Source organism: Adlercreutzia sp. (genome assembly GCF_056795635.1).
This window is the reverse complement of sequence record NZ_JBQIIT010000011.1, coordinates 60487-80149: the sequence shown is the minus strand read 5'-3', so window position 1 is coordinate 80149 and position 19663 is coordinate 60487. Positions and strand designations below refer to the sequence as shown.

Below are 19663 nucleotides of genomic sequence, written 5' to 3'. Positions count from 1 at the left end.
ATGCCCCTCTTACAGGTTCAGCGCCTTCTTCAGCGAAGACACGCGGCGGCGAGACACGGGGATCTTCTCCTCCACGCCATTCAGGGTGAGCAGCAGCGTGCCGCCGGAAACCGATTCGATCTCCTCCACCATGGACAGATTCACCAGGTAGCCGCGGTGTACGCGGAAGAACCCATGGCCGTCGAGGCGCTTCTCCAGCTGAGCGAGGCTCACCGTAGAGAAGTAGCGGTCGGCGTCGGTCTGCAGATAGGCGTAGTCATCGCGGGCCATGACGAAGCGGATCTTGTCAATGCCGATGAGAATCTTCTTGCCGCCCTTTTCCACGGGGATGCGCTCGGACTTGTGAGCCTGCATGTGCAGGGCCACATGCTCACGCACCCGGGCGATGGCCTGGGCCAGACGCTCGGTCTCCACGGGCTTCACCAGGTAGTCGATGGCGCTGACCTTGAAGGCGTCCAGCGCATGCTCGGAATAAGCGGTCACGAACACCACCGCCGGCGGGAACTTCAGGTGCTGCAGGGCCTCGGCCAGCTGCAGACCCGTGGCCTCGGGCATGTTCACATCCATGAACATGACGTCGCAGGGGTACTCTTTCAGCTTCTCAATAGCCTCGCGCACGTTGGCGGCTTCAGCCGTCACCTCAACCCCGCCAACCTCATCGAGGAGGAAGCGCAGTTCAGAACGGGCAGGCGCCTCGTCGTCAACGATAATCGCGTTAAGCACAGTGTCCTCCAATATGAACCCTCGGTTAAATTCCAGCCCATTCTATAGCACAGCTGACGGCCCGTCATCCCCGACCAAGAATAAACCACGGCTTTATCCCTCGTCGGGGCATTGAAATTACCGATGGCCCCGAACTGCAAGCCCGATAATGGAGCCCCAGACGCAAAAAAGGCGGCTCCCGCTCTCGCGGGAGCCGCCCTCAAACCGTCCCTCAGCGGGCGCTTTACGGGGGGGCGTCGAGCCGAGCGTCGCGACGGGTTACTGGATTTCCAGCCCCTGCAGCTCGGCCAGAGCCAGCACGTAGATCTCGAAGGAGGTCTTCAGCAGGGCCTCGGACACGCCCTCGTCGGGGCCGTGCTCGCCGCCGACCCAGGCCGGATTCTCCACCCAGGGCATGTTCACGCCGAAGGACGCGCCCTTCTTGAACTCGCGAGCGTAAGTGCCACCGCCGATGGTGAAGGGCTTGTGCTCGGTGTCGCCGGTCACGAACTGGAAGGCATCCTGGAGCACCTGGATCTCCGGATCCTCCGGCTTCACGAGGAAGGGCACCATGAGCAGGGTGTTCTCGAAGGTGGCGCCGATGTCGTCGGTCAGCTTCGTGAGCGCCGCGGTGATCTCCTCGGCCGTGATGGACGTGGGCCAGCGGCTGTCCATGGTCTGCACGAGGCGGTCGCCCTCCTTGGCGATGGTGCCGCCCACCACGGTGAGCGGGCCGAAGTACTCGTCGGCCGTGGCAATGCCCACGCCGGCGCCCGTGGTATCGGACACCAGGCTGCGCACCAGCTCCAAGAACGTGCGCTCCTGCTCGTTGACGAGGCCGTTCTCCAGCAGGTAGTTCGCCAGCAGCATGATGGCGGAGATGCCGCGCTCGGGCCAGGCCGCGTGGGCGTTCACGCCCGCCGCCTCGATGCGCACGGTGCCGTCGCCGGCATCGGTCACGGTAATGCGCTCGGCCGCGGGGAGCGCCGCCGCGTCGCCGCGCACGATGGCCCAGGCCTCGCCGGGCACCGCGTTGGTGACCACGCCGCCGGAGATGTCCAAAATCACCGGATCGGTAATAGGCGCGCTCGTGATGCGACCGTCGTAGCCGCCCTTCTCGCCGTAGCACACGGGGAAGTCGGCGTCGGGCGTGAACAGGAACGCGGGGCTCTCGTAGTTCTCCAGGTACCAGAGCACATCGGCCATGCCGGTCTCCTCGTTGGCCCCGAAGATGAAGCGCATGGTGTAGGGGCGCTTCACGTCCAGACCGGCCACGCACTTCACGGCGTGCAGGGCCACCACCGAGGGGCCCTTGTCGTCCAGGCAGCCGCGGCCCATGAGGTAGCCGTCCTTTTCCGTCACCTTGAAGGGCTCGAAGTTCCAGCCGGGACCGGCGGGCACCACGTCCACGTGGCCGATGATCCCCAGCTGGGCATCGGTCTCACCCGGCAGGTCGGCGAAGCCGATGTGGCCCTCGCAGTTGGTGGCGGCCATGCCCATGCCCTCGGCGATTTCCAGCGCCGCGGCCAGGGCGGCGGCGGGGCCAGGGCCGTAGGGCGCTCCGGGAGCGGCCGCAGCCAGATCCTCCGTAGAGGGAATTTCCACGAGCTTGGCGATGTCGGCCACGATGGCGTCACGGTTGGCATCCCAGTAGGCACTGGCGGCGGCCACGATTTCCTTGCGATCCATAGGTCGCTCCTTTCATATCTGCGTTTCCCCTGAAAGCGCGGGACACCATAGCACGGCTCGCGCCTCGGTGGAGCCGCAATCGCACTTCCACACAGCTTCGGGGCAAACGTCGCCACGATGGTATCGTTGCCATTATGGCCCTTCCCCGACACCACCGCGTCACGTTCCCCATTTTGTTGCGCGGCCGTTAGATCGCCACGGCTGCCACCTGGTTTTCCTTGGCAATTTGCTTATAATGGGGACGTTCACGCATTCATAGGGGAAAGGACTCACCGTTATGGCCGACGACGCCACCGTGCAGCCTGCCGCCGATCCCGCCCTCGGGGACGGCGCGCCTCGCGACAAGAAGGACAAGCCCTGGTTCAAGCGCCTGTCGCTGACCACCTGGATCTTCATCGCCCTCATCCTGGGCGTGCTGGCGGGCCTCGCCCTCCAGGGAGCGCCCGACATCGCCGACACCTACATCAAGCCCTTCGGCACCATCTTCCTGAACCTCATCAAGATGATCGTCGTGCCCCTGGTGCTGTTCTCCATCATCGCCGGCGTCGTATCGCTCGACGATGTGAAGAAGGTGGGTGCCATCGGCGGCAAGACCATCCTGTTCTACCTGGTCACCACCGGCTTCGCCGTCACTCTCGGCCTCATCTTCGCCAACGTGATGAACGTGGGCGCCGGCTACGTGATGGACACCGGCGACCTGTCCTACGAGGCCACCGATCCGCCGTCGTTCATCGACACCATCGTGAACATCTTCCCGAGCAACTTCTTCCAGCCCATGGCCGATGCCACCATGCTCCAGGTCATCGTCATCGCCGTGGTGTTCGGCTTCGGCATGATCGCCGCGGGCAAGAAGGCCAAACCGGTCATCGACATCTGCAATGCCCTGTCGGACGTGTGCATCGCCATCATGCGCGGCATCATCCTCGTGGCCCCCTTCGGTGTGTTCGGCCTCATCTGCCCGGTCATCGCCAACAACGGCATCGACGTGCTGCGGCCGCTGCTGTGGCTCATCGTGGTGGCCTACGTGGCCATGATCGTGCAGATCGCGCTCGTGTACTCGGGCATCATCAAGCTGTTCGCCCGCATGAGCCCGCTCAAATTCCTGAAGGGCGAGATGCCCGTCATGGGCTTCGCCTTCGCCTCGGCCTCGTCGGTGGGCACCCTGCCCATTAACATGGAATGCACCGAGAAGATGGGCGTGTCGAAGGAGGTTACGTCCTTCGTGCTGCCGCTCGGCGCCACCATCAATATGGACGGCACCGCCATCTACCAGGGCGTGTGCGCCATCTTCATCGCCCAGGTGTTCGGCATCGACCTGACCGTGGGCCAGCAACTCACCATCGTGATGACCGCCGTGCTCGCCTCCATCGGCACCGCCGGCGTACCGGGCAGCGGCATGATCATGCTGGCCATGGTGCTGCAATCGGTGGGCCTGCCCGTGGAGGGCGTGGCCCTGGTGGCCGGCGTGGACCGCATCCTCGACATGATGCGCACCACGGTGAACGTCACGGGCGATGCCGCCGTGGCCACCTGCGTGGACGCCATGGAGAAGCGCGCCGCTGCCCGTCGCGCCAAGAAGGCGGCCGCCCTCGAAGGCGAGATGGCCGTTTCCTAACCGCTGGCTAACCACCAGCCAGCGATCCTTACGACCGGGCCCCCCGGGGTATACTCGCAGTGTTTCGTACCCATGCGAGCAGATACCCGGGGAGGCCCGTGCTATGAACCTAGAGAAAGCGCTGGAAAAGCGCGACGAACTTGACGAGGACTTCGGTTCGGGGCTCGCGGACACGACACCCGCGGAGCGCAAGGAGGCAGCCGAGGCCGACGAGGCGCGGGAGCAGGCCAAGCGCACATTCCTGGCGGCCTTGGAGGTCGACCCGTCCCTCATGATGACCACGGCCGCCAGCTCCTTCGAGGGCTGGCGCGTCGTCGAGTACCGGGGAACCCTCTCCACCGACGCCGTCGTGGGCTCGGGCATTCCCGCCCAGGTGGACGCTATCGTGTCCGATCTCACCGACCAGCGCTCGCTCTTGCTCGGCAGCAAGATGGAACGGGCGAAGCGCATCGCCTGGAACGAGCTGCTGTTCCGCGCCCACGAAGCCGGCGCCAACGGTCTGGTAGCCGTGCGCTACAACGTGTACATGCTGCCCAAGAACCTGTTCGGCGCCTCGGTGACCGCCACGGCCATCAAGCTGGAGAAGCTCGCCCGCGCCCTGGACAAGGACCTCTTCGACGGCACCGCCGCAAAGATCGAGAAAGCGTAGGAGCCCGTAGGGCAAGGGCATGGCCCTTGCCCTACGGGGAAGCGCTCCGAGCTGAGGCGGCAAGGGCATCGCCCCGACCGTCAGCCCCTTACGGGATCATGCGTGTGAGGTCGCGAGCCCCGTAGAGGAAGCGGCGCACTTCCATCACGTCGTCGATGACGACGTAGAAGACCATGTAGTTGCCGACATCGAACCAGTAGTAAGGTAACGGACGCTCGCGGGTCGTCTTGTAGATGGGGGCGATGGTGGGATGCTCCACATAGGTGAGAATGCCCGCTTCGACCTCATCAATCAAACGTTCGGCGGCCATGGGCGCCTTCAGCACCTCGGCGATGTAGGTGACCGCCTCGTTCAAGTCGTCCCAAAACAGCGGCAGATAGCACAGCCTATAGCGCTTCGGTGCGGCACCCACGGTGCAATCCTTCCCGAATGGAGCCGAACACTTCGTCGTGGGTGTAGCGAAGCGATGTCGTAGCCGCTTGAAGGTCGGCAGCATCGAGGGCCGTCTCCACCGTACCGTTGATATGCTCGAACTGGTCGATGCTCATCACCACCATGGAACCGTAGCCATTCTTGGTGAGGAACACCGGGCCCCCCTCCAGCACATCCTGCTCAACGGAAGCGTAGTGATTGCGCAGATCCGACACCGGCCTAATGTTCATGATGCCCCATTTCGCTCGGTTTATCTATCAAAATTCTATCATGATTTTATCAAAGTGAGCGCAACGATTGCGGAGCCGTTGCGTTGCCACTCCCACGCACAAGCGCCCCCGGCTCAACCATGGCCGGGGGCGCTTACTGTGAAAGAGGTTGCGTAGGGCCTCTTCCCTCACTGGTCGTTCGTAACATCAGCGAGGGTCCGACAGGTGCCTGCCATTGCCTTGAAGCGCGGCCGAGCGGCCTTCGGGCCGTGAGGGAAAGCGCTGAATGGCAAGGGCAGGTGCCTGTCGGAAGCCGACGCGCGGAGGGGCGGGAATCTCGCCCCTCCTTTTACTAGGCGATGGGATCCTCGCCGAGGTCGCCGTCGCTCAAGTTGTCCAGATCCTGCAGGGCCTCCTTCGGGGCGGCACCGGCCGTGAGGAAGCTGGGATCGTCCAGGTTCAGGCCGTCCAGATCCATGGGGCCCTCGATGCGGCAGGCGTAGTTGCCCTCGGCGTCCAGGTCGATCAGCACGTGGCTGCGGTCGCGCAACTCTCCGGAGATGACCTTCTCGGCGATGCGGTCCACCACCTCGCGCTGGATGAGGCGCTTCAGGGGACGGGCGCCGAACACCGGGTCGTAGCCATCGATGGCCAAATGCTCCATGGCCGCCGGGGTCACGTCCAAGGTGATGTGGCGCGCCTGCAGGCGGTCGCGCACGGCTTCCAGCTGCAAGTCCACGATGGGCTCGATGGCCGAGATGGACAGCTCGTTGAAGGTAATCACGTCATCGATGCGGTTCAGGAACTCGGGGCGGAACGTGGAGGACAGGGCGTCCTGAATCTTGTTCGCGAACTCCTGCATGCGCTTGGCGGCCTGCTCGGGAGTCATCTTCATCATGGCCTCGGCCATATCTCCCATGGTCTCGCCACCAGTGGCCTGGCCCTCGTCGAAGGCGCGGCTCTCGGCGGCATGATCGCGGATGATCTGGCTGCCCACGTTGGACGTCATGATGATGATGCAGTTCTTGAAGTTCACCACGCGGCCCTGGCCGTCGGTCAGACGACCGTCATCGAGCACCTGCAACAGGATGTTGAACACGTCCGGATGGGCCTTCTCCATCTCGTCCAGCAGCACCACGCAGTAGGGGTTGCGGCGCACGGCCTCGGTCAGCTGGCCGCCCTCGTCGTAGCCCACATATCCCGGAGGCGCTCCGATCAGGCGCTGCACGGAGAACTTCTCCATGTACTCGGACATATCGATGCGCACCATGGCCTTCTCGGAATCGAACAGGTACTCGGCGAGCGTCTTGGCCAGCTCGGTCTTGCCCACGCCGGTGGGGCCGAGGAACAAAAAGCTGCCGATGGGGCGGTTCGGGTCGGACAGGCCCGCGCGGTTGCGGCGAATGGCACCGGCCACCACGCCCACGGCCTCATCCTGGCCGATGACGCGGCCCTTCAGTACCTCTTCCAAATCCACGAGCTTTTCCATCTCGCCCTGCATCATCTTGGTCACGGGAATGCCGGTCCAAGCGGACACCACCGAGGCGATCTCCTCCTCGGAGACCTCCTCTTTCAGGATGGCGCCGTCCTGCTGCTTGGTCTTCACCAGCTCCTCGGCCGCATGCAGTTGCTGCTGCAGCTGCGGAATGCGCGAGTAGCGAATCTCGGAGGCTACCTGCAAGTTGCCCTCGCGGGTGGCGCGCTCCTCGTCAAGCTGGGCGCTTTCCAGCTCGGCTTTCAGGTTCTGCACGCCCACGATGGCGTCCTTCTCGTTCTGCCACTCGGCCTTCTGCGCGTCGAGCGCCTCGCGAGCAGCGGCGATGTCGTGGCGCAGCTTTTCCAGGCGCTCCTGGGAGGCCATGTCGGACTCCTTCATGAGAGCCTGCTCCTCGATCTGCATCTGGATGAGCTTGCGCTCGGCGGCGTCCACCTCCTCGGGCATGGAGTCGATCTCGATGCGCAGGCGGCTGGCCGCCTCGTCCATAAGGTCGATGGCCTTGTCGGGCAGGAAGCGGTCGGTGATGTAGCGGTCGGACAGCTCCGCCGCGCTCACGATGGCGCCGTCGGTGATGCGCACGCCGTGGTGGATCTCGTACTTCTCCTTCAGGCCGCGCAGAATGGCGATGGTGTCCTCCACCGTGGGCTCGCTCACAAGTACCGTCTGGAAGCGGCGCTCCAAGGCGGCGTCCTTCTCGATGTACTTGCGGTACTCGTCCAGCGTGGTGGCGCCGATGGCGCGCAGCTCGCCGCGGGCGAGGGCGGGCTTCAGCATATTGCCCGCATCGAGCGACGAATCGCCGCCCGCACCGGCACCCACGATGGTGTGCAACTCGTCGATGAACAGGATGATGTTGCCGTTGGCTTCCTTCACCTCGCGCAGCACGTTCTTCAAGCGGTCCTCGAACTCGCCGCGGTACTTCGCGCCGGCCATCATGGCACCCAGATCGAGCGAGACGATCTCGCGGTCCTTCAGCGACGAGGGAACGTCGCCGGCCACGATGCGCTGGGCCAGGCCCTCCACGATGGCCGTCTTGCCGGTGCCGGGCTCACCGATGAGCACGGGATTGTTCTTCGTGCGGCGGGACAGCACCTGGATGGTGCGGCGAATTTCCTCGTTACGGCCGATAACCGGGTCCAGCTTGCCCTCGCGGGCCTGCTGGGTGAGGTTCTGGCCGAACTGCTCCAAGGCCTCGAACTGGGTCTTGTCGGTCTGCGAGGTAACGCGGGTGTCACCGCGCAGGCTGTCATAGGCGGCCTCGATGTTCTTGCGAGTGATGCCCGCCGTGGTAAGGATGCGGCCCGCTGCGCCCTTGTCCTCGGACAAGGCGATGAGCAAATGCTCGCTCGTGGCATAGCTGTCGCCCAGCTTCTCGGCAATCTTCACGGAATTGTCGATGACCTTGATGAGGTCCTGGCCGGGCATGGCCATGGGGGTGGCACCCGTCTGCTTGGGCATCTTGGCAATTTCGTCGGCCACGTTCTGGGCGAGCCAGACCGGGTCGGCACCGATGCGCTTGATGATGGCGGCGAGGTTGTTCTCGTCGGAATCGAGCAGCGCCTTCAGCAAGTGAATGGGTTCGATGACAGCCGCATCGGCATCGGCAGCAACGCTCATCGCGTTCTGAAATGCCTCCTGCGCCGTCACCGCCAATTTATCTAATCTCATGGAAATCTCCTTGTTTGCATCTCTCTATCGGTCGGAACCGCCGGGTATTCCAATTCGCTCAAACAGTCCTCGCTTTGTGAAAGTGCCCACTGGGCACTTTCAGTCGCTGCGGAACTCGCTCGGTTGGAACACCCGCCGTTTCCTCTACGCTCAACCTTAGTTGAGTAGGTGAGGAACTGCGCATGGAGGTATACCTCCTGCTCCCCACCGGACAGCTACGGCAGTCGTCGGGGCGATACGCGGACGATGGCGCCGACGGTTGCGCGGTTCTCGAGCTCGCGGACGCGATCGGCGAGGCGCCGCACGCGGCCATGCAGGTCCTCCACCTCGTTCTCGCGCTCATCGAGGCGGCTCTGCAGATCAAGAATGCGTGTGACGCCGGCGAGGTTGATGCCCTCGCTCGTCAGCTCGTTGATGAGGTTGAGCCGGTCGATGTCGGCCTGGGAGTACATGCGCGTGTTGCCGCTGGTGCGACAGGGCGTCACCAGGCCCTTCTGCTCGTAGGAGCGCAGGGTCTGGGGATGCACCCCCGCCAGCTCGGCGGCAATGCTGATCATGTACAGCGGCCGGTTCCTATCGTCTAATCCCATGGCCTGATCTCCTTATCCGTTGCCGCTTGGAAATCTTCCATGGCCTTGGTCTGGGCCTCGTTCATCTCGGTGGGCACTTCCACCGCCACGCGAATCTTCAAGTTGCCGAACTGGCCCTTGTTCTTCACGTCGGGCGCGCCCTTGCCCTTGATGGTGAGCACCTTGCCGTCCTGAGTGCCCGCGGGCACCTTCACCTTGATCTTCTTGCCGTCGGGCGTGGGCACCACGATGGATGCGCCCAGGGCCGCCTCGGCCACCGTGACCGGCAGCGTCACCGTCACATCGGCCTTGTCGCGGCCGAAGTAGGGGTGCTCGTCGATCTTCGTGGTGATGAGCAAGTCGCCGGCCGGGCCGCCGTTCTCGCCCAGGGCACCCTGGCCGCGCAATCGCACGCGGCCGCCGTCCACGGCACCGGCGGGCACCTTCACCGTGTGGGTGTCGGCCTCGCTCTTGCCGGGGATGCGCACGGTGATGCGCTTCTCGGTACCCTGCATGGCCTCGTCGAAGGTCACGTTCAGCGTGACGTTCATATCCTGGCCCTTGCGGGGCTGGGGCTGCCCGCCGAAGCCGCCGCCGAAGTCCCAGTTGCTCCCAAACGCACCTTCACCGCTGCGAATGCTCTCCAGAATGTCGGCCCAGCTGCCGCCGAAGCCGCCTCCGGTGGTGTAGCCGCCCCCGCCGCCGAAGATGTCCTCGACGCTGAATCCCTGGCCGCCGCCCCATCCATGGGGAATCTGGTTCTCGTTCGCGGTGCCGTACTGGTCGTAGAGACTGCGCTTCTTCTCGTCGCTTAAGACCTCGTAGGCCTCGTTCAGTTCCTTGAACTTGGCCTCATCGCCGCCGGTATCGGGGTGATGCTTGCGGGCGAGCTTGCGAAACGCCTTCTTGATCTCGTCGGCCGTGGCGGTGCGCGGAACGCCTAGCGTTTGGTAATAATCAGGCGTAGACGCCATTCGTTCCACCTCCGTTACTTTTGTCTCTTGAACACGAGAGCGGACCCGCAAGTCCGCCCCCGATCAGTCTTACTCTTCTTCCGGCTTCTCCCGCTTGGGTCCTCCCGTGGTGATGGTCACCATGGCGGGCCTGAGCACTTTATCGCCCATGCGGTATCCGAGTTGATATACCTGAGCGACGGTCTCGTCGGGAACGCTGGGGTCGTCCACGGTGCCCACGGCCTGGCAGGCCAGGGCATCGAAGGCCTCCCCTTCGGGGTTGATGACGGTCAGGCCGCCCTTGCCAAGGGTATCCACCAGCTTGGTCTGCACGGCCTTCACGCCGCCGAGCAGTCCGGCCTCGCCGTTGGCCTCGGCGTAGTCCACCGTGCGCACGAAATCGTCCAGCACCGGCAGGAGGCTCTCCATGAGCTTCTCGGTGGCCCGGGCCTTCTCGGCCTCGCGCTGCTCGGCCATGCGGCGACGGTAGGTGTCCCACTCGGCGTGCAGGCGCACGTACTTGTCCTGCCAGTCGGCGGCCTCGGCCTTGGCGGCGGCCACAGCTTCGGATTCCTCGATCACGCCGGCCACGGCTTCCGCGGCGGCCTTCTCGAGCTCCTCGTCCAGCTTGCCGTCCTCGTTGGCCTCGATCACCTCGGCATCGGCGACAACCTCGGCCGGCGTGGCACCGTCGGCAGGGGAAGCCGCCGCGGGGGCGGCTTCCTCGGGTTCGGGGGTAGAAGAGGTGACTTGGTCCTTATCGGGCGTCGTCATCGGTCTTACTTCCCTTCCTTCTCGTCGTCCACGACCTCGTAGTCGGCCTCGATGGTGTCATCGGCCGGAGCGGTCTCGGCAGCGGCGGCCTGGGCGCCGGCGGCGGCACCCTCGGTGGAGTACACGACCTCGGCCAGCTTGTAGCCCGCCTGCTGGATCTTCTCAGTCGCAGCCTTGATGGCGTCGATATCGGTGCCCTCAAGAGCGCTCTTGGTCTCGGCGATGGCCTCCTCGGCCTGGGCCTTGGCATCCGCCGGCACCTTGTCGCCCAGCTCGTCGAGGGTCTGCTGGGTGGCGTTCACCAGAGCGTCGGCGTTGTTACGCACCTCGGCCTCTTCCTTGCGGGCAGCATCCTCTTCGGCGTGCTGCTCGGCGTCCTTCACCATGCGATCCACTTCGTCGTCGGACAGGGCGGTGGAGCCGGAGATGGTGATCTGCTGCTGCTTGCCGGTGCCGAGGTCCTTAGCGGACACGTTCACGATGCCGTTGGCGTCGATGTCGAAGGTCACCTCGATCTGCGGCACGCCGCGACGGGCGGCCGGAATGCCGGTCAGCTGGAAGCGGCCCAGGGTCTTGTTGCCCGCGGCCATCTCGCGCTCGCCCTGGAGGACGTGCACCTCGACGGAGGTCTGGTTGTCGGCCGCCGTGGAGTAGATCTCGGTCTTGCGGGTCGGGATGGTGGTGTTGCGCTCGATCATCTTGGTCATCACGCCGCCCATGGTCTCAACGCCCAGCGACAGCGGGGTGACGTCCAGCAGCAGGATGCCCTGCACGTCGCCGGCCAGCACGCCGCCCTGCACGGCCGCGCCCATGGCCACCACCTCGTCGGGGTTCACCGACATGTTCGGGGCCTTGCCGGTCAGCTGCTTCACCAGCTCCTGCACGGCGGGCATACGGGTGGAACCACCGACGAGGATGACCTCGTCCACCTCGCCCATCTTCAGGCCGGCGTCCTTCAGGGCCTGCTCAACGGGCTTCTTGCAGCGATCCAGCAGATCCTTGGTGATGCGCTCGAACTCGGCGCGGGTCAGCGTCAGATCCAGGTGCTTCGGGCCGGAGGCGTCGGCGGTGATGAAGGGCAGGTTGATGTTGGTCTGGGTAGTGGAGGACAGCTCCATCTTGGCCTTCTCAGCGGCTTCCTTCAGCCGCTGCAGGGCCATGGGGTCCTTGCGCAGGTCGATGCCGTTCTCAGCCTGGAACTTGTCGGCCATCCAGTCGATGATGCGCTGGTCCCAGTCGTCGCCGCCCAGGTGGTTGTCACCGGCGGTAGAGGCTACCTCGAACACACCGTCGCCCAGTTCCAGCACCGACACGTCGAAGGTGCCGCCGCCCAGGTCGAACACGAGGATCTTCTCGTCGTGGTCAACCTTGTCCAGGCCGTAGGCCAGAGCCGCAGCGGTGGGCTCGTTGATGATGCGCAGGACCTCCAGGCCGGCGATCTTGCCAGCATCCTTGGTGGCCTGGCGCTGAGCGTCATTGAAGTAGGCCGGCACGGTGATGACGGCCTGGGTGATGGGCTGGCCCACCTGCTTCTCCGCGTCGGTCTTCAGCTTCTGAAGCACCATGGCGGAAATCTCCTCGGGGGTGTAGTCCTTGCCGTCGATATCGATGACGGCGCGGCCGTCCTTGCCCTTCTGAACCTTGTAGGAAACGGTCTTCTGCTCCTCGGGGGTCTCGTCGAAGGAGCGGCCGATGAAGCGCTTCACGGAGGAAACGGTGTTCTCCGGGTTGGTGACGGCCTGGTTCTTCGCGGCCTTGCCCACCACGCGCTCGCCGTCCTTGCGGAAGCCCTCGACGGACGGGGTGGTGCGGTCGCCCTCGGCGTTCACCAGGATCTCGGGCTCGGAGCCCTCCATGACGGCCATGGCGGAGTTCGTCGTGCCCAAGTCGATGCCAAGAATCTTAGCCATTGTGTACTGCCTCGCTTTCACAGTTTCACGTACAGATGAATGATGTTGGGGTGCAGTATAAAACCTTAGTCTACTGCTGTCAAGTTTCCTCAACGTCATTCAGTAAGCAAAGCTCACTTCCCTGCACAATACGCCCCTCATAGGGGAAGTCCGCGGTCAGAAAAACTTTGTTACCGAACCAAAACAATGCCGTCATCAGGGAGAATATAAGTGCTCCCTCACCCAATCCCTGTCACGGAGCGTCTCCTTCTTCTATGAAGGTTATGTGAACACTTGTACGAAACTTGAGCTATGGAAGCTCAGATGAGGCCCGTTCCCTTAAGGGAAGTTCTTTTTTATAATAACGCTGCACGGGTACTGACAGGGTAAGGAGAAAGGCAGCCTATGGTCGCTTCCGACAGGATGCTCCCCATCGCCCGGCGCTCGGCGTGGCGAGACGACTGCCTGGAGATTGTCTGCGGCATCGCCAACGCCGGCGGCGGTCGGCTCATCCTCAATGCCGATGTGGATAGTCGCGGCTCGGTCAAGCGCCGCACCAATCGCGTCATGAAGTCAATTCCGTCGGCGATCGATCAGGCCCTCGGCCTCGTCTGCGCTGTGGAACTAGTGCTCGACGGCGGTCGTTTCTGCCTTGAGGTGGTGATCCCGCCGGCCAGCGAGCCCCTTAGCTACCGCGGCGTATTCTACTTTTACCAAGATGGCGCGAACCACGTGCTCGATGACGAGGCCCTCGACCGACTGCTCCAACGGGACTTGGAACCGGACATCAAATGGGAGCTGCTCCCCGTGGTGCAGGCGAGCATGGACGATCTGAACCTTGGCCTCGTCACCCGCTTCACCGGGGCGGCGCGGGACACTGACCTCACCACCGATCTCGACGAGATGGCCGCTATCGAAGAGGCCCTGCGTCACGAAGGGCTCATGACCGGCGTGGGCACCCCCACCAATGCCGGCATCCTTCTGCTGCACGACCAGCCCCAGCGCTTCATCCCGGGAGCCACGGTGCGCATCGGCTTCTTCGGAGCCCGCGGCATCACCCCCATCTTCGAGGACGAGGTGCGCGGGTCGCTTATCGAGCAGCTGCACGGAACTGTGGAACTGCTCTTCGAGAAATACCTGCCTCGCATGAACCCCTTCGCAGGTTCCTCGGCAACCGACCCCCACCGTGCCCTGCCGCCGCGCGATGCGATCCACGAGGCCGTTCTGAACGCCCTCGCCCACAAGAACTACGGGAGCGGAACCCCGGTGCAGGTCAGCGTGTTCACCGATCGCCTCTGCATCGACAACGTGGGCCGGCCGCCCCGCACCTGGGATGTGGGAACCCTGCTGGGGCGCCACACCTCGCGGCCGAACAACCCGAGCCTCGTGGCCGCCCTGCGCTCCCTCGGCATCATCGACGGGTGGGGCAACGGCATCGGCGCCATCCGCATGCACTGCATGGAAGCCGGCGTGCCCGAGCCCCTCTTCTCGCTGCGCGATGACGAGACCATGGTGTGCTTCCCCACCGACAACGACAGCCTGCTAGCCGCCTCCCTGGCACCGTCCTCCCACCTGGCTCCCGCGCCCGTGCCCCGGACGGAACTGGCCGCCGTGCAGGTCGCGGCCCGAGCCGCGGCCAAGCAGCACGAAACGAACCTCACATTCAGCGACGAGCGGGTGCTCGCCCTCATCGATATCGACGGAAGGCTGACCGCGCCGCGCATCGCCCGCAATCTGGGGGTTTCCGAGAGCACCGTGCGCCGCTCGTTCAGGCGCCTGCGCGAGTTGGGGCTCATTACGCGCGTCGGCTCCGACAAGTCCGGCTTCTGGCAGGTGAATTGAACGACGGCCTAGGAGCGGCCGGGCTCCAAGAGCGCCGCCAGCTCACGACGGCTATGGAACGGCTGGGGCCGGTCGGGCATGGCCACCTCAACCACCTCCCCTTCCCATACGTCTCCCTGATCGGCGAATTTCGAGGTGCGCACGATGCGCTGGAAGCGCACGCGGGAGTTTGAGGGCAGTTCGGCCAGATCGAAGCCGTAGGTGAGGCTGCCGAGCACGCGCTGCAGCTCACCGGCCACCGAGGCATCGGGTGCAATGCGCATGACGCCGGCTTCGCTGTTGTAGATGAGACCGGGCGCCAGAAACATGGTGCGAATGCGCTCTTGGCGACGCTTCTCGGTCAGGTGAATGGCGATGCAGACCCCTGCGATGACCACCCACCACACGACGGCAACCACCAGATCGAGAGGATTGTCCACAAGGTCGAACTGGAGAGCATGCCACAGCCAGAGAAACACGACCGACGCGGCCACGAAGATGGCTATGATGATCCCGTTGCTCTTCCTCATGAATTCATTCCCCGCGCTTCCCTTGCGTGTCGGCTCCCTCCGTGGCTGCATCCCGGGGCGTCCCGGGGCTTCAATATATCATAAAAACGAACTTTCCCTGCTAAAGCGTGAAAAAACCCGCCGCAGCCCTTGAACGCGGGCAACGGCGGGTTCTTGCGCTACGCTTGCGGTATCGCAGCCTGAAAGCCCGATACCTACCGAAAGAGTCGCTGCTTAGTCCTCGACGATCTCGGGGATGGCGCCCATGGGGCACTCCTCGACGCAGTCGCCGCAAGCGATGCAGGCATCCTCATTCACGGCGTCGGCGACACCGTTGACAACCTCGAGCACTTCCTGGGGGCACGCGTCAACGCAGATGCCGCAGCCGATGCACTCGTCAGCTTCAATAACCGGATGAGACATGGGAAGCTCCTTCGTGTTCAGTTCATTGATTCCTCGTCGTAGGGGCCGGAGTCCTTCGGGCCCCAACCACATTGCGCAAGATACCATGAAAGCAGCCGAGCGCAAGTAGGAATAGGGAACTTTTCAGGGGGGCGGTTTAGGACTTCCTAAACCGCCCCCATTTTGCCCGGTGAGCGGTACCGTGTGCCGACAGTCCGAACCGTAGCGCGAGCCCTAGCAGATGCGGGGAAGCTGCTCGCCGACGAGCATATCCAGGATACGGGTGCCCCCGAACGCCGTGCGCAGGAACACCTTCGGGCCCCGGGCCTCATCGGCAGCGGCCACCGCGCCGATGATGGCGGCGTCGCGGCCGTAGGGACTCGCCTGCATGGCGGCCAGGGCCCTGTCGGCCTCGTCGGCCGGCGCCACGCACACCATCTTCCCCTCGTTGGCCACCTGCAGCACGTCGTAGCCGAGCATCTCGCAGGCCCCGAGCACGGCGTCCTTCACGGGAATGGCGTCCTCGTCCACGGCGATGTCGGTGCCCGACTGCTCGGCGAGCTCGTTCAAGGTGGAAGCCAGGCCGCCCCGGGTGGGGTCGCGGAAGCAGCGGGTAGAAGGGGCGGCGGCCAGCACGTCGGCAATGAGATGGTTCAGCGGCGCGGCGTCGCTTTCGATATCCGCCGAGAAGTTCAGGCCCTCGCGGCAGCTCATGATGGTGATGCCGTGGTCGCCCAGGGTGCCGCTCACGAGCACCACATCTCCAGGGCGAATCTGCGCGCCGCCGAGACGGCGGCCGGCCGGCAGAGCCCCCACGCCGCTCGTGTTGATGTAGATGCCGTCGCCGTGGCCCCGGTTCACCACCTTGGTGTCGCCGGTCACGATGCGCACGCCGGCCTCTTGGGCGCAAGCTGCCATGGAGGCGCAAATGCGGCGCAGGTCATCCATGGGAAAGCCCTCTTCCAGGATGAAGGCGCAGGACAGATAGAGCGGCCGGGCGCCGGAGGTGGCCACGTCGTTCACCGTGCCGCACACGGCCAAACGGCCGATGTCGCCGCCGGGGAAGAAGCGGGGCGTCACCACGAAGCTGTCCGTGGAATAGGCCAGGCGCTCTCCCGGCTCCAGGGCCGGCAGCACGGCCGCATCGTCGCCGACCAGCAGCTCGTCGCTGCCATAAGCGGTGAAGAACACCTCGTCGATGATGCGCTTCATCATGGAGCCGCCCGAGCCATGCCCCAGCATTACCTTCTCGTCTGCCATATCGTTCCTCTCGTGCGTCGTCTCCGGTCGGAGCCGCCGGGTATTCTGATTCGCTCAGACAGTCCTCGCTTTGTGGAACAGCCCACTGGGCTGTTCCAGTCGCTGCGGAACTCGCTCGGTCAGAACACCCGACGCCTCCTCTACGCTCAACCTCGGTTGAGCAGGCGGAGGACACCGCCTACAAATGCCTTCCGGTTGTGGTGAGCACCAGCTTGCCGTTCTTCACGCCCTTGGTACCCAAAATGAGGTTCGCCACCGACTGCACGAGGCCCGTTTCGCCGCGCATCACAATAACCTCTAGGCACATATGCTGGTCAACGTGCACGTGCATGGTGGAGATGATGGCGTCGAAATAGTCGTGCTGGATGGTGTGCAGCTTCTCCTGCAAGTCGTTGGAATGGTGGTCGTAGATGATGGTGAGCGTTCCCATGACCACCGACCCCGGCGTGGAGCACTCCTCCTCCACCAGGGCATCGCGCACCAGGTCGCGCACCACTTCGCTGCGATTCTTCGCCAGGCCGCGCCGGGCCACCAGCTGGTCGAACTCGATCAGCAGATCCTCGGGCATGGCAACGGAGAACCGAACCAGATCGTTGCTCATGGACGAGCCGCCTAGACGAGCTGCACCGTGAAGCCGGCGGCGTCTTCCGCGTCGTCCTCCATGGCCTCCTTGGCCTCGTCCAGTGTCGCGCGCACCTCGTCGAGCAGGTGCATGACGTTGTGCAGCTTCTCGCCCACGGTGGTAAAGCCGGCATCGGAAGCCAGATGGCCCAGGTCGTGCGCATGGCGGCGCTCCAGCTTAATGTAGTCGTCGATCTGGTCGATCATCATCTCCAGCTGACCGGTGTTGACTCCGTTGGTGCACATGGCTTCCTCCTTGGAACCGAGCGCAAGCGCCGTGCGGCCGGGGGCTTTGCTGCGTCCAGACGAGCCGCATCCGGCCCTTGCGAGCGCGATCCGCCAGCCCGGGACCGCAATGCTTTGCTACTATATAGGCAGGATTCTTTTTATCGCGAACGGCCCCGAAGCGCAAGATGGAGTGTGAATTATTCCGTGAGCAGTAACATGTTCGAGGTAACGGGCGAGTCGGTGCTCACCCTCTACAGTTCCCACCTTACGGGTGCCCCCACGTCCTCCCTCATGGTGGTCAGCGAAACGCCCTTGGGCGCCCCGGCCCGGGCGGCCCTGGAGAAATCGGCCGCATCCCTGGAGTTCGGCAGCGCGCCTTTGGCCGTGGTCGTCGCCGAGACCGAGGAGGGCAAGCTGGGCGCCGAAGACGCCCGCACCATCGTGGAGGGGCTCGATCCCGTGGCCCTCGTGGCCACCGACGCCTTCGCCGCCGAGCTGCTGTCGGCCGCCTACCGCACCCCCGTGACCCTCGATGCCCCCAACCGCCTGCTCGGGCGCACCGCGGTCATTTTCGAGGACTTCGAGGGGCTTTTGGCCTCCGACGACGGCAAGCAGAAGGCCTGGGCCCTCCTGAAAAAGCTCCGCTAACGACAACGGGCGGCCGTCCCAAGGCGGCCGCCCGCACCAACGCGAAATGCTCGGCCCGTTGACGCTACAGGCTCGTCACCACGGCCTCGGCAGCATCGAGCAGCGCTTCCACTTCCTCAGTCGTGGCCGCCTCGGCGTAGACGCGCACCAAGGGCTCGGTGCCACTCGGGCGCATCATCACCCAGGCATCGCCTTCCAGCAGAAGCTTCACGCCATCGCGGCGATCCACATCCACCACACGCTTGCCGGCGATCTCCTCGGCCGTGTAGGTGGGAACCGTTTCGGCGCGGAAGCGGGCCATCTGCTCGGGGGTGATGGACAGGCCACGACGGGCGAATTCCAAGCGGCCGATATCGGCGAGCATCTCGTCCACCAGCGCGCCCAAGTCCTTGCCGGACTGGGCCATGCACTCGGTGAGCAGCAGGGCCATGAGCAGGCCGTCGCGCTCCTTCACGTGGCCAGGCAGGCCGATGCCGCCGGACTCCTCGCCGCCGATCATCACACCGCCCTTCTCCATCTCGCCGTAGATCCATTTGAAGCCCACGGGCGTGCTCACCAGCTCAAGCCCCAGCTTGCGGCACATGCGGTCGAGCATGGCCGAGGCCGTCACGGTGGACACCACGCGGCCAGTCTCGCCGCGATCCACCATGTGCTTGGTCAGCAGCGTGATGATGCGATGGGCGTTCACGTAGTTGCCCCGGGCGTCGCCGGCGGCGATGCGATCGGCGTCGCCGTCGTTGATGAACAGGGCGTCGTAACCGAGGGCGCCCACCTTCGCCAGGCCCTCGTCCACCCAAGGCTGGATGGGCTCCGGGTGCAGGCCGGCAAACGTCGGGTCGGCATCGTTGTGGATCTCCGCCACCTCCACGCCCAAATCGCGCAGCAGGTCGGCCAGATAATGGCGGCCAGCGCCGAACAGCGGATCCACCACCACGCGCAGGCCCGCGCCACGAATGGCATCCACATCCACCAGCTCGCGCAGGGCGGCCAGGTAGTCGGTCATGAGATCGGCCGTCTGGAAGGGGCCCAAGACGTCGGTGGGATCGGGCGGCAGCACCGCTTCCACCCGGTCGGTGAACTCGGCGGGGCTCGCGCCGCCATCGGCCATGCGCAGCTTCACGCCGAGGTACTCGGCCGGGTTGTGGGAGCTCGTGAGCATGATGCCGCCCACCGCGTCGTCGTTGTGCGCCACCGACCAGCAGAGCGTGGGGGTGGGGCAGTAGTCCTCGGTGAGCAGCACGGTGAAGCCGTGGCCCGCAGCCACCTGGGCCGCCAGCTCGGCATAGCCGTGGGCATCCTGGCGACAATCGTGGCCGACGATGAGCGTGCCGGGTGCGTCGGCGTCACGGCCAGCCGCCACGGCCTCTTCCTTGAAGATGCGGGCCGCCGCATCGATGACGCGGTTCAGATTATCGGGCGTGAAATCTTCCCCGATAATAGCGCGCCAGCCGTCGGTACCGAAATGAATGTCAGCCATGGGATGCCTCCTGGTTAGGCGGGTACTGCACAGTGCCGTTGATTATAGTG

The 19663-nt window shown here is 64.6% G+C and carries 18 protein-coding genes and 1 pseudogene; 4 read left to right on the top strand and 15 right to left on the bottom strand.

Going from position 1 to position 19663, the window contains the following annotated elements; translation table 11 throughout:
- Positions 1-9: 9 nt before the first annotated feature.
- Positions 10-723 carry a LytR/AlgR family response regulator transcription factor gene (locus tag ACTOXK_RS08100; RefSeq protein ID WP_135970511.1) on the bottom strand — a complete coding sequence of 238 codons (714 nt, stop codon included), beginning with the start codon at positions 721-723 and terminating at the stop codon, positions 10-12.
- A gap of 258 nt (positions 724-981) precedes the next feature.
- A complete protein-coding gene (locus ACTOXK_RS08095) occupies positions 982-2391 on the bottom strand; it encodes a Sapep family Mn(2+)-dependent dipeptidase (protein WP_482277687.1) in 1410 nt (469 codons plus the stop codon).
- Positions 2392-2668: 277 nt separating this feature from the next.
- Here ACTOXK_RS08095 and ACTOXK_RS08090 point away from each other — a divergent pair, with 277 nt between their 5' ends.
- Positions 2669-4006: a dicarboxylate/amino acid:cation symporter gene (locus ACTOXK_RS08090; RefSeq protein ID WP_482277686.1), complete on the top strand. Its 1338-nt coding sequence runs from the start codon at positions 2669-2671 to the stop codon at positions 4004-4006.
- A 103-nt stretch (positions 4007-4109) separates the two neighbouring features.
- A complete protein-coding gene (locus ACTOXK_RS08085; protein WP_482277685.1) occupies positions 4110-4655 on the top strand; it encodes a YbjQ family protein in 546 nt (181 codons plus the stop codon).
- A gap of 88 nt (positions 4656-4743) precedes the next feature.
- Here ACTOXK_RS08085 and ACTOXK_RS08080 read toward each other — a convergent pair whose 3' ends face one another.
- From ACTOXK_RS08080 to dnaK, 7 genes and pseudogenes are all read right to left on the bottom strand, one after another.
- Positions 4744-5067: a type II toxin-antitoxin system RelE/ParE family toxin gene (locus ACTOXK_RS08080; RefSeq protein WP_482277684.1), complete on the bottom strand. Its 324-nt coding sequence runs from the start codon at positions 5065-5067 to the stop codon at positions 4744-4746.
- Positions 5042-5317, bottom strand: a complete 276-nt coding sequence (locus ACTOXK_RS08075; RefSeq protein ID WP_482277683.1) for a type II toxin-antitoxin system Phd/YefM family antitoxin — start codon at positions 5315-5317, stop codon at positions 5042-5044. Before ACTOXK_RS08075 ends, ACTOXK_RS08080 begins: the two co-directional genes overlap by 26 nt.
- Before the next feature lie 457 nt (positions 5318-5774).
- Positions 5775-8462: pseudogene (locus ACTOXK_RS08070) on the bottom strand (ATP-dependent Clp protease ATP-binding subunit); the annotation flags it as partial.
- A gap of 215 nt (positions 8463-8677) precedes the next feature.
- On the bottom strand, positions 8678-9052 hold the full coding sequence (locus ACTOXK_RS08065; protein WP_482277681.1) for a heat shock protein transcriptional repressor HspR: 375 nt from the start codon (positions 9050-9052) through the stop codon (positions 8678-8680).
- A complete protein-coding gene (locus ACTOXK_RS08060; RefSeq protein ID WP_482277680.1) occupies positions 9043-10005 on the bottom strand; it encodes a DnaJ C-terminal domain-containing protein in 963 nt (320 codons plus the stop codon). Before ACTOXK_RS08060 ends, ACTOXK_RS08065 begins: the two co-directional genes overlap by 10 nt.
- Before the next feature lie 69 nt (positions 10006-10074).
- Complete coding sequence (locus ACTOXK_RS08055; protein ID WP_482277679.1) at positions 10075-10758, bottom strand: nucleotide exchange factor GrpE; 684 nt, start codon at positions 10756-10758, stop codon at positions 10075-10077.
- A gap of 5 nt (positions 10759-10763) precedes the next feature.
- Positions 10764-12668 carry a molecular chaperone DnaK gene (gene dnaK / locus ACTOXK_RS08050; protein ID WP_482277678.1) on the bottom strand — a complete coding sequence of 635 codons (1905 nt, stop codon included), beginning with the start codon at positions 12666-12668 and terminating at the stop codon, positions 10764-10766.
- Positions 12669-13052: 384 nt separating this feature from the next.
- Between dnaK and ACTOXK_RS08045 the strand changes: the two genes are divergently transcribed.
- Positions 13053-14489 carry an ATP-binding protein gene (locus tag ACTOXK_RS08045; protein WP_482277677.1) on the top strand — a complete coding sequence of 479 codons (1437 nt, stop codon included), beginning with the start codon at positions 13053-13055 and terminating at the stop codon, positions 14487-14489.
- A gap of 8 nt (positions 14490-14497) precedes the next feature.
- On the opposite strand, the gene ACTOXK_RS08040 is transcribed toward ACTOXK_RS08045, so the two are convergent.
- The 5 genes from ACTOXK_RS08040 to ACTOXK_RS08020 form a co-directional block, all read right to left on the bottom strand.
- The gene (locus tag ACTOXK_RS08040) at positions 14498-14998 is read right to left on the bottom strand and encodes a hypothetical protein (protein ID WP_482277676.1); all 501 of its coding nucleotides are present in this window, start codon (positions 14996-14998) and stop codon (positions 14498-14500) included.
- Positions 14999-15211: 213 nt separating this feature from the next.
- On the bottom strand, positions 15212-15400 hold the full coding sequence (locus ACTOXK_RS08035) for a 4Fe-4S binding protein (protein WP_016310220.1): 189 nt from the start codon (positions 15398-15400) through the stop codon (positions 15212-15214).
- 213 nt (positions 15401-15613) lie between these two features.
- Entirely contained in the window at positions 15614-16639 is a 1026-nt protein-coding gene (gene hypE, locus ACTOXK_RS08030; protein ID WP_482277675.1) for a hydrogenase expression/formation protein HypE, read from the bottom strand.
- A gap of 178 nt (positions 16640-16817) precedes the next feature.
- Complete coding sequence (nikR, locus tag ACTOXK_RS08025) at positions 16818-17240, bottom strand: nickel-responsive transcriptional regulator NikR (RefSeq protein WP_482277674.1); 423 nt, start codon at positions 17238-17240, stop codon at positions 16818-16820.
- An 11-nt stretch (positions 17241-17251) separates the two neighbouring features.
- Complete coding sequence (locus ACTOXK_RS08020) at positions 17252-17506, bottom strand: dynein gamma chain protein (protein WP_482277673.1); 255 nt, start codon at positions 17504-17506, stop codon at positions 17252-17254.
- Positions 17507-17692: 186 nt separating this feature from the next.
- Here ACTOXK_RS08020 and ACTOXK_RS08015 point away from each other — a divergent pair, with 186 nt between their 5' ends.
- A complete protein-coding gene (locus ACTOXK_RS08015) occupies positions 17693-18136 on the top strand; it encodes a hypothetical protein (protein WP_482277672.1) in 444 nt (147 codons plus the stop codon).
- 64 nt (positions 18137-18200) lie between these two features.
- Here the strand turns inward: ACTOXK_RS08015 and ACTOXK_RS08010 are convergent, their stop codons facing one another.
- Positions 18201-19613, bottom strand: a complete 1413-nt coding sequence (locus ACTOXK_RS08010) for a phosphohexomutase domain-containing protein (protein ID WP_482277671.1) — start codon at positions 19611-19613, stop codon at positions 18201-18203.
- Positions 19614-19663 lie beyond the last annotated feature (50 nt).

What these genes read in the sequence shown, in the direction of transcription:
- ACTOXK_RS08020 (WP_482277673.1), bottom strand. Translation starts at nt 17,506, where the DNA reads ATGTGCACCAACGGAGTCAACACCGGTCAGCTGGAGATGATGATCGAC.
- ACTOXK_RS08055 (WP_482277679.1), bottom strand. Translation starts at nt 10,758, where the DNA reads ATGACGACGCCCGATAAGGACCAAGTCACCTCTTCTACCCCCGAACCC.
- ACTOXK_RS08010 (WP_482277671.1), bottom strand. Translation starts at nt 19,613, where the DNA reads ATGGCTGACATTCATTTCGGTACCGACGGCTGGCGCGCTATTATCGGG.
- ACTOXK_RS08065 (WP_482277681.1), bottom strand. Translation starts at nt 9,052, where the DNA reads ATGGGATTAGACGATAGGAACCGGCCGCTGTACATGATCAGCATTGCC.
- ACTOXK_RS08095 (WP_482277687.1), bottom strand. Translation starts at nt 2,391, where the DNA reads ATGGATCGCAAGGAAATCGTGGCCGCCGCCAGTGCCTACTGGGATGCC.
- ACTOXK_RS08040 (WP_482277676.1), bottom strand. Translation starts at nt 14,998, where the DNA reads ATGAGGAAGAGCAACGGGATCATCATAGCCATCTTCGTGGCCGCGTCG.
- hypE (WP_482277675.1), bottom strand. Translation starts at nt 16,639, where the DNA reads ATGGCAGACGAGAAGGTAATGCTGGGGCATGGCTCGGGCGGCTCCATG.
- ACTOXK_RS08045 (WP_482277677.1), top strand. Translation starts at nt 13,053, where the DNA reads ATGGTCGCTTCCGACAGGATGCTCCCCATCGCCCGGCGCTCGGCGTGG.
- dnaK (WP_482277678.1), bottom strand. Translation starts at nt 12,668, where the DNA reads ATGGCTAAGATTCTTGGCATCGACTTGGGCACGACGAACTCCGCCATG.
- ACTOXK_RS08035 (WP_016310220.1), bottom strand. Translation starts at nt 15,400, where the DNA reads ATGTCTCATCCGGTTATTGAAGCTGACGAGTGCATCGGCTGCGGCATC.
- ACTOXK_RS08075 (WP_482277683.1), bottom strand. Translation starts at nt 5,317, where the DNA reads ATGAACATTAGGCCGGTGTCGGATCTGCGCAATCACTACGCTTCCGTT.
- nikR (WP_482277674.1), bottom strand. Translation starts at nt 17,240, where the DNA reads ATGAGCAACGATCTGGTTCGGTTCTCCGTTGCCATGCCCGAGGATCTG.
- ACTOXK_RS08085 (WP_482277685.1), top strand. Translation starts at nt 4,110, where the DNA reads ATGAACCTAGAGAAAGCGCTGGAAAAGCGCGACGAACTTGACGAGGAC.
- ACTOXK_RS08060 (WP_482277680.1), bottom strand. Translation starts at nt 10,005, where the DNA reads ATGGCGTCTACGCCTGATTATTACCAAACGCTAGGCGTTCCGCGCACC.
- ACTOXK_RS08090 (WP_482277686.1), top strand. Translation starts at nt 2,669, where the DNA reads ATGGCCGACGACGCCACCGTGCAGCCTGCCGCCGATCCCGCCCTCGGG.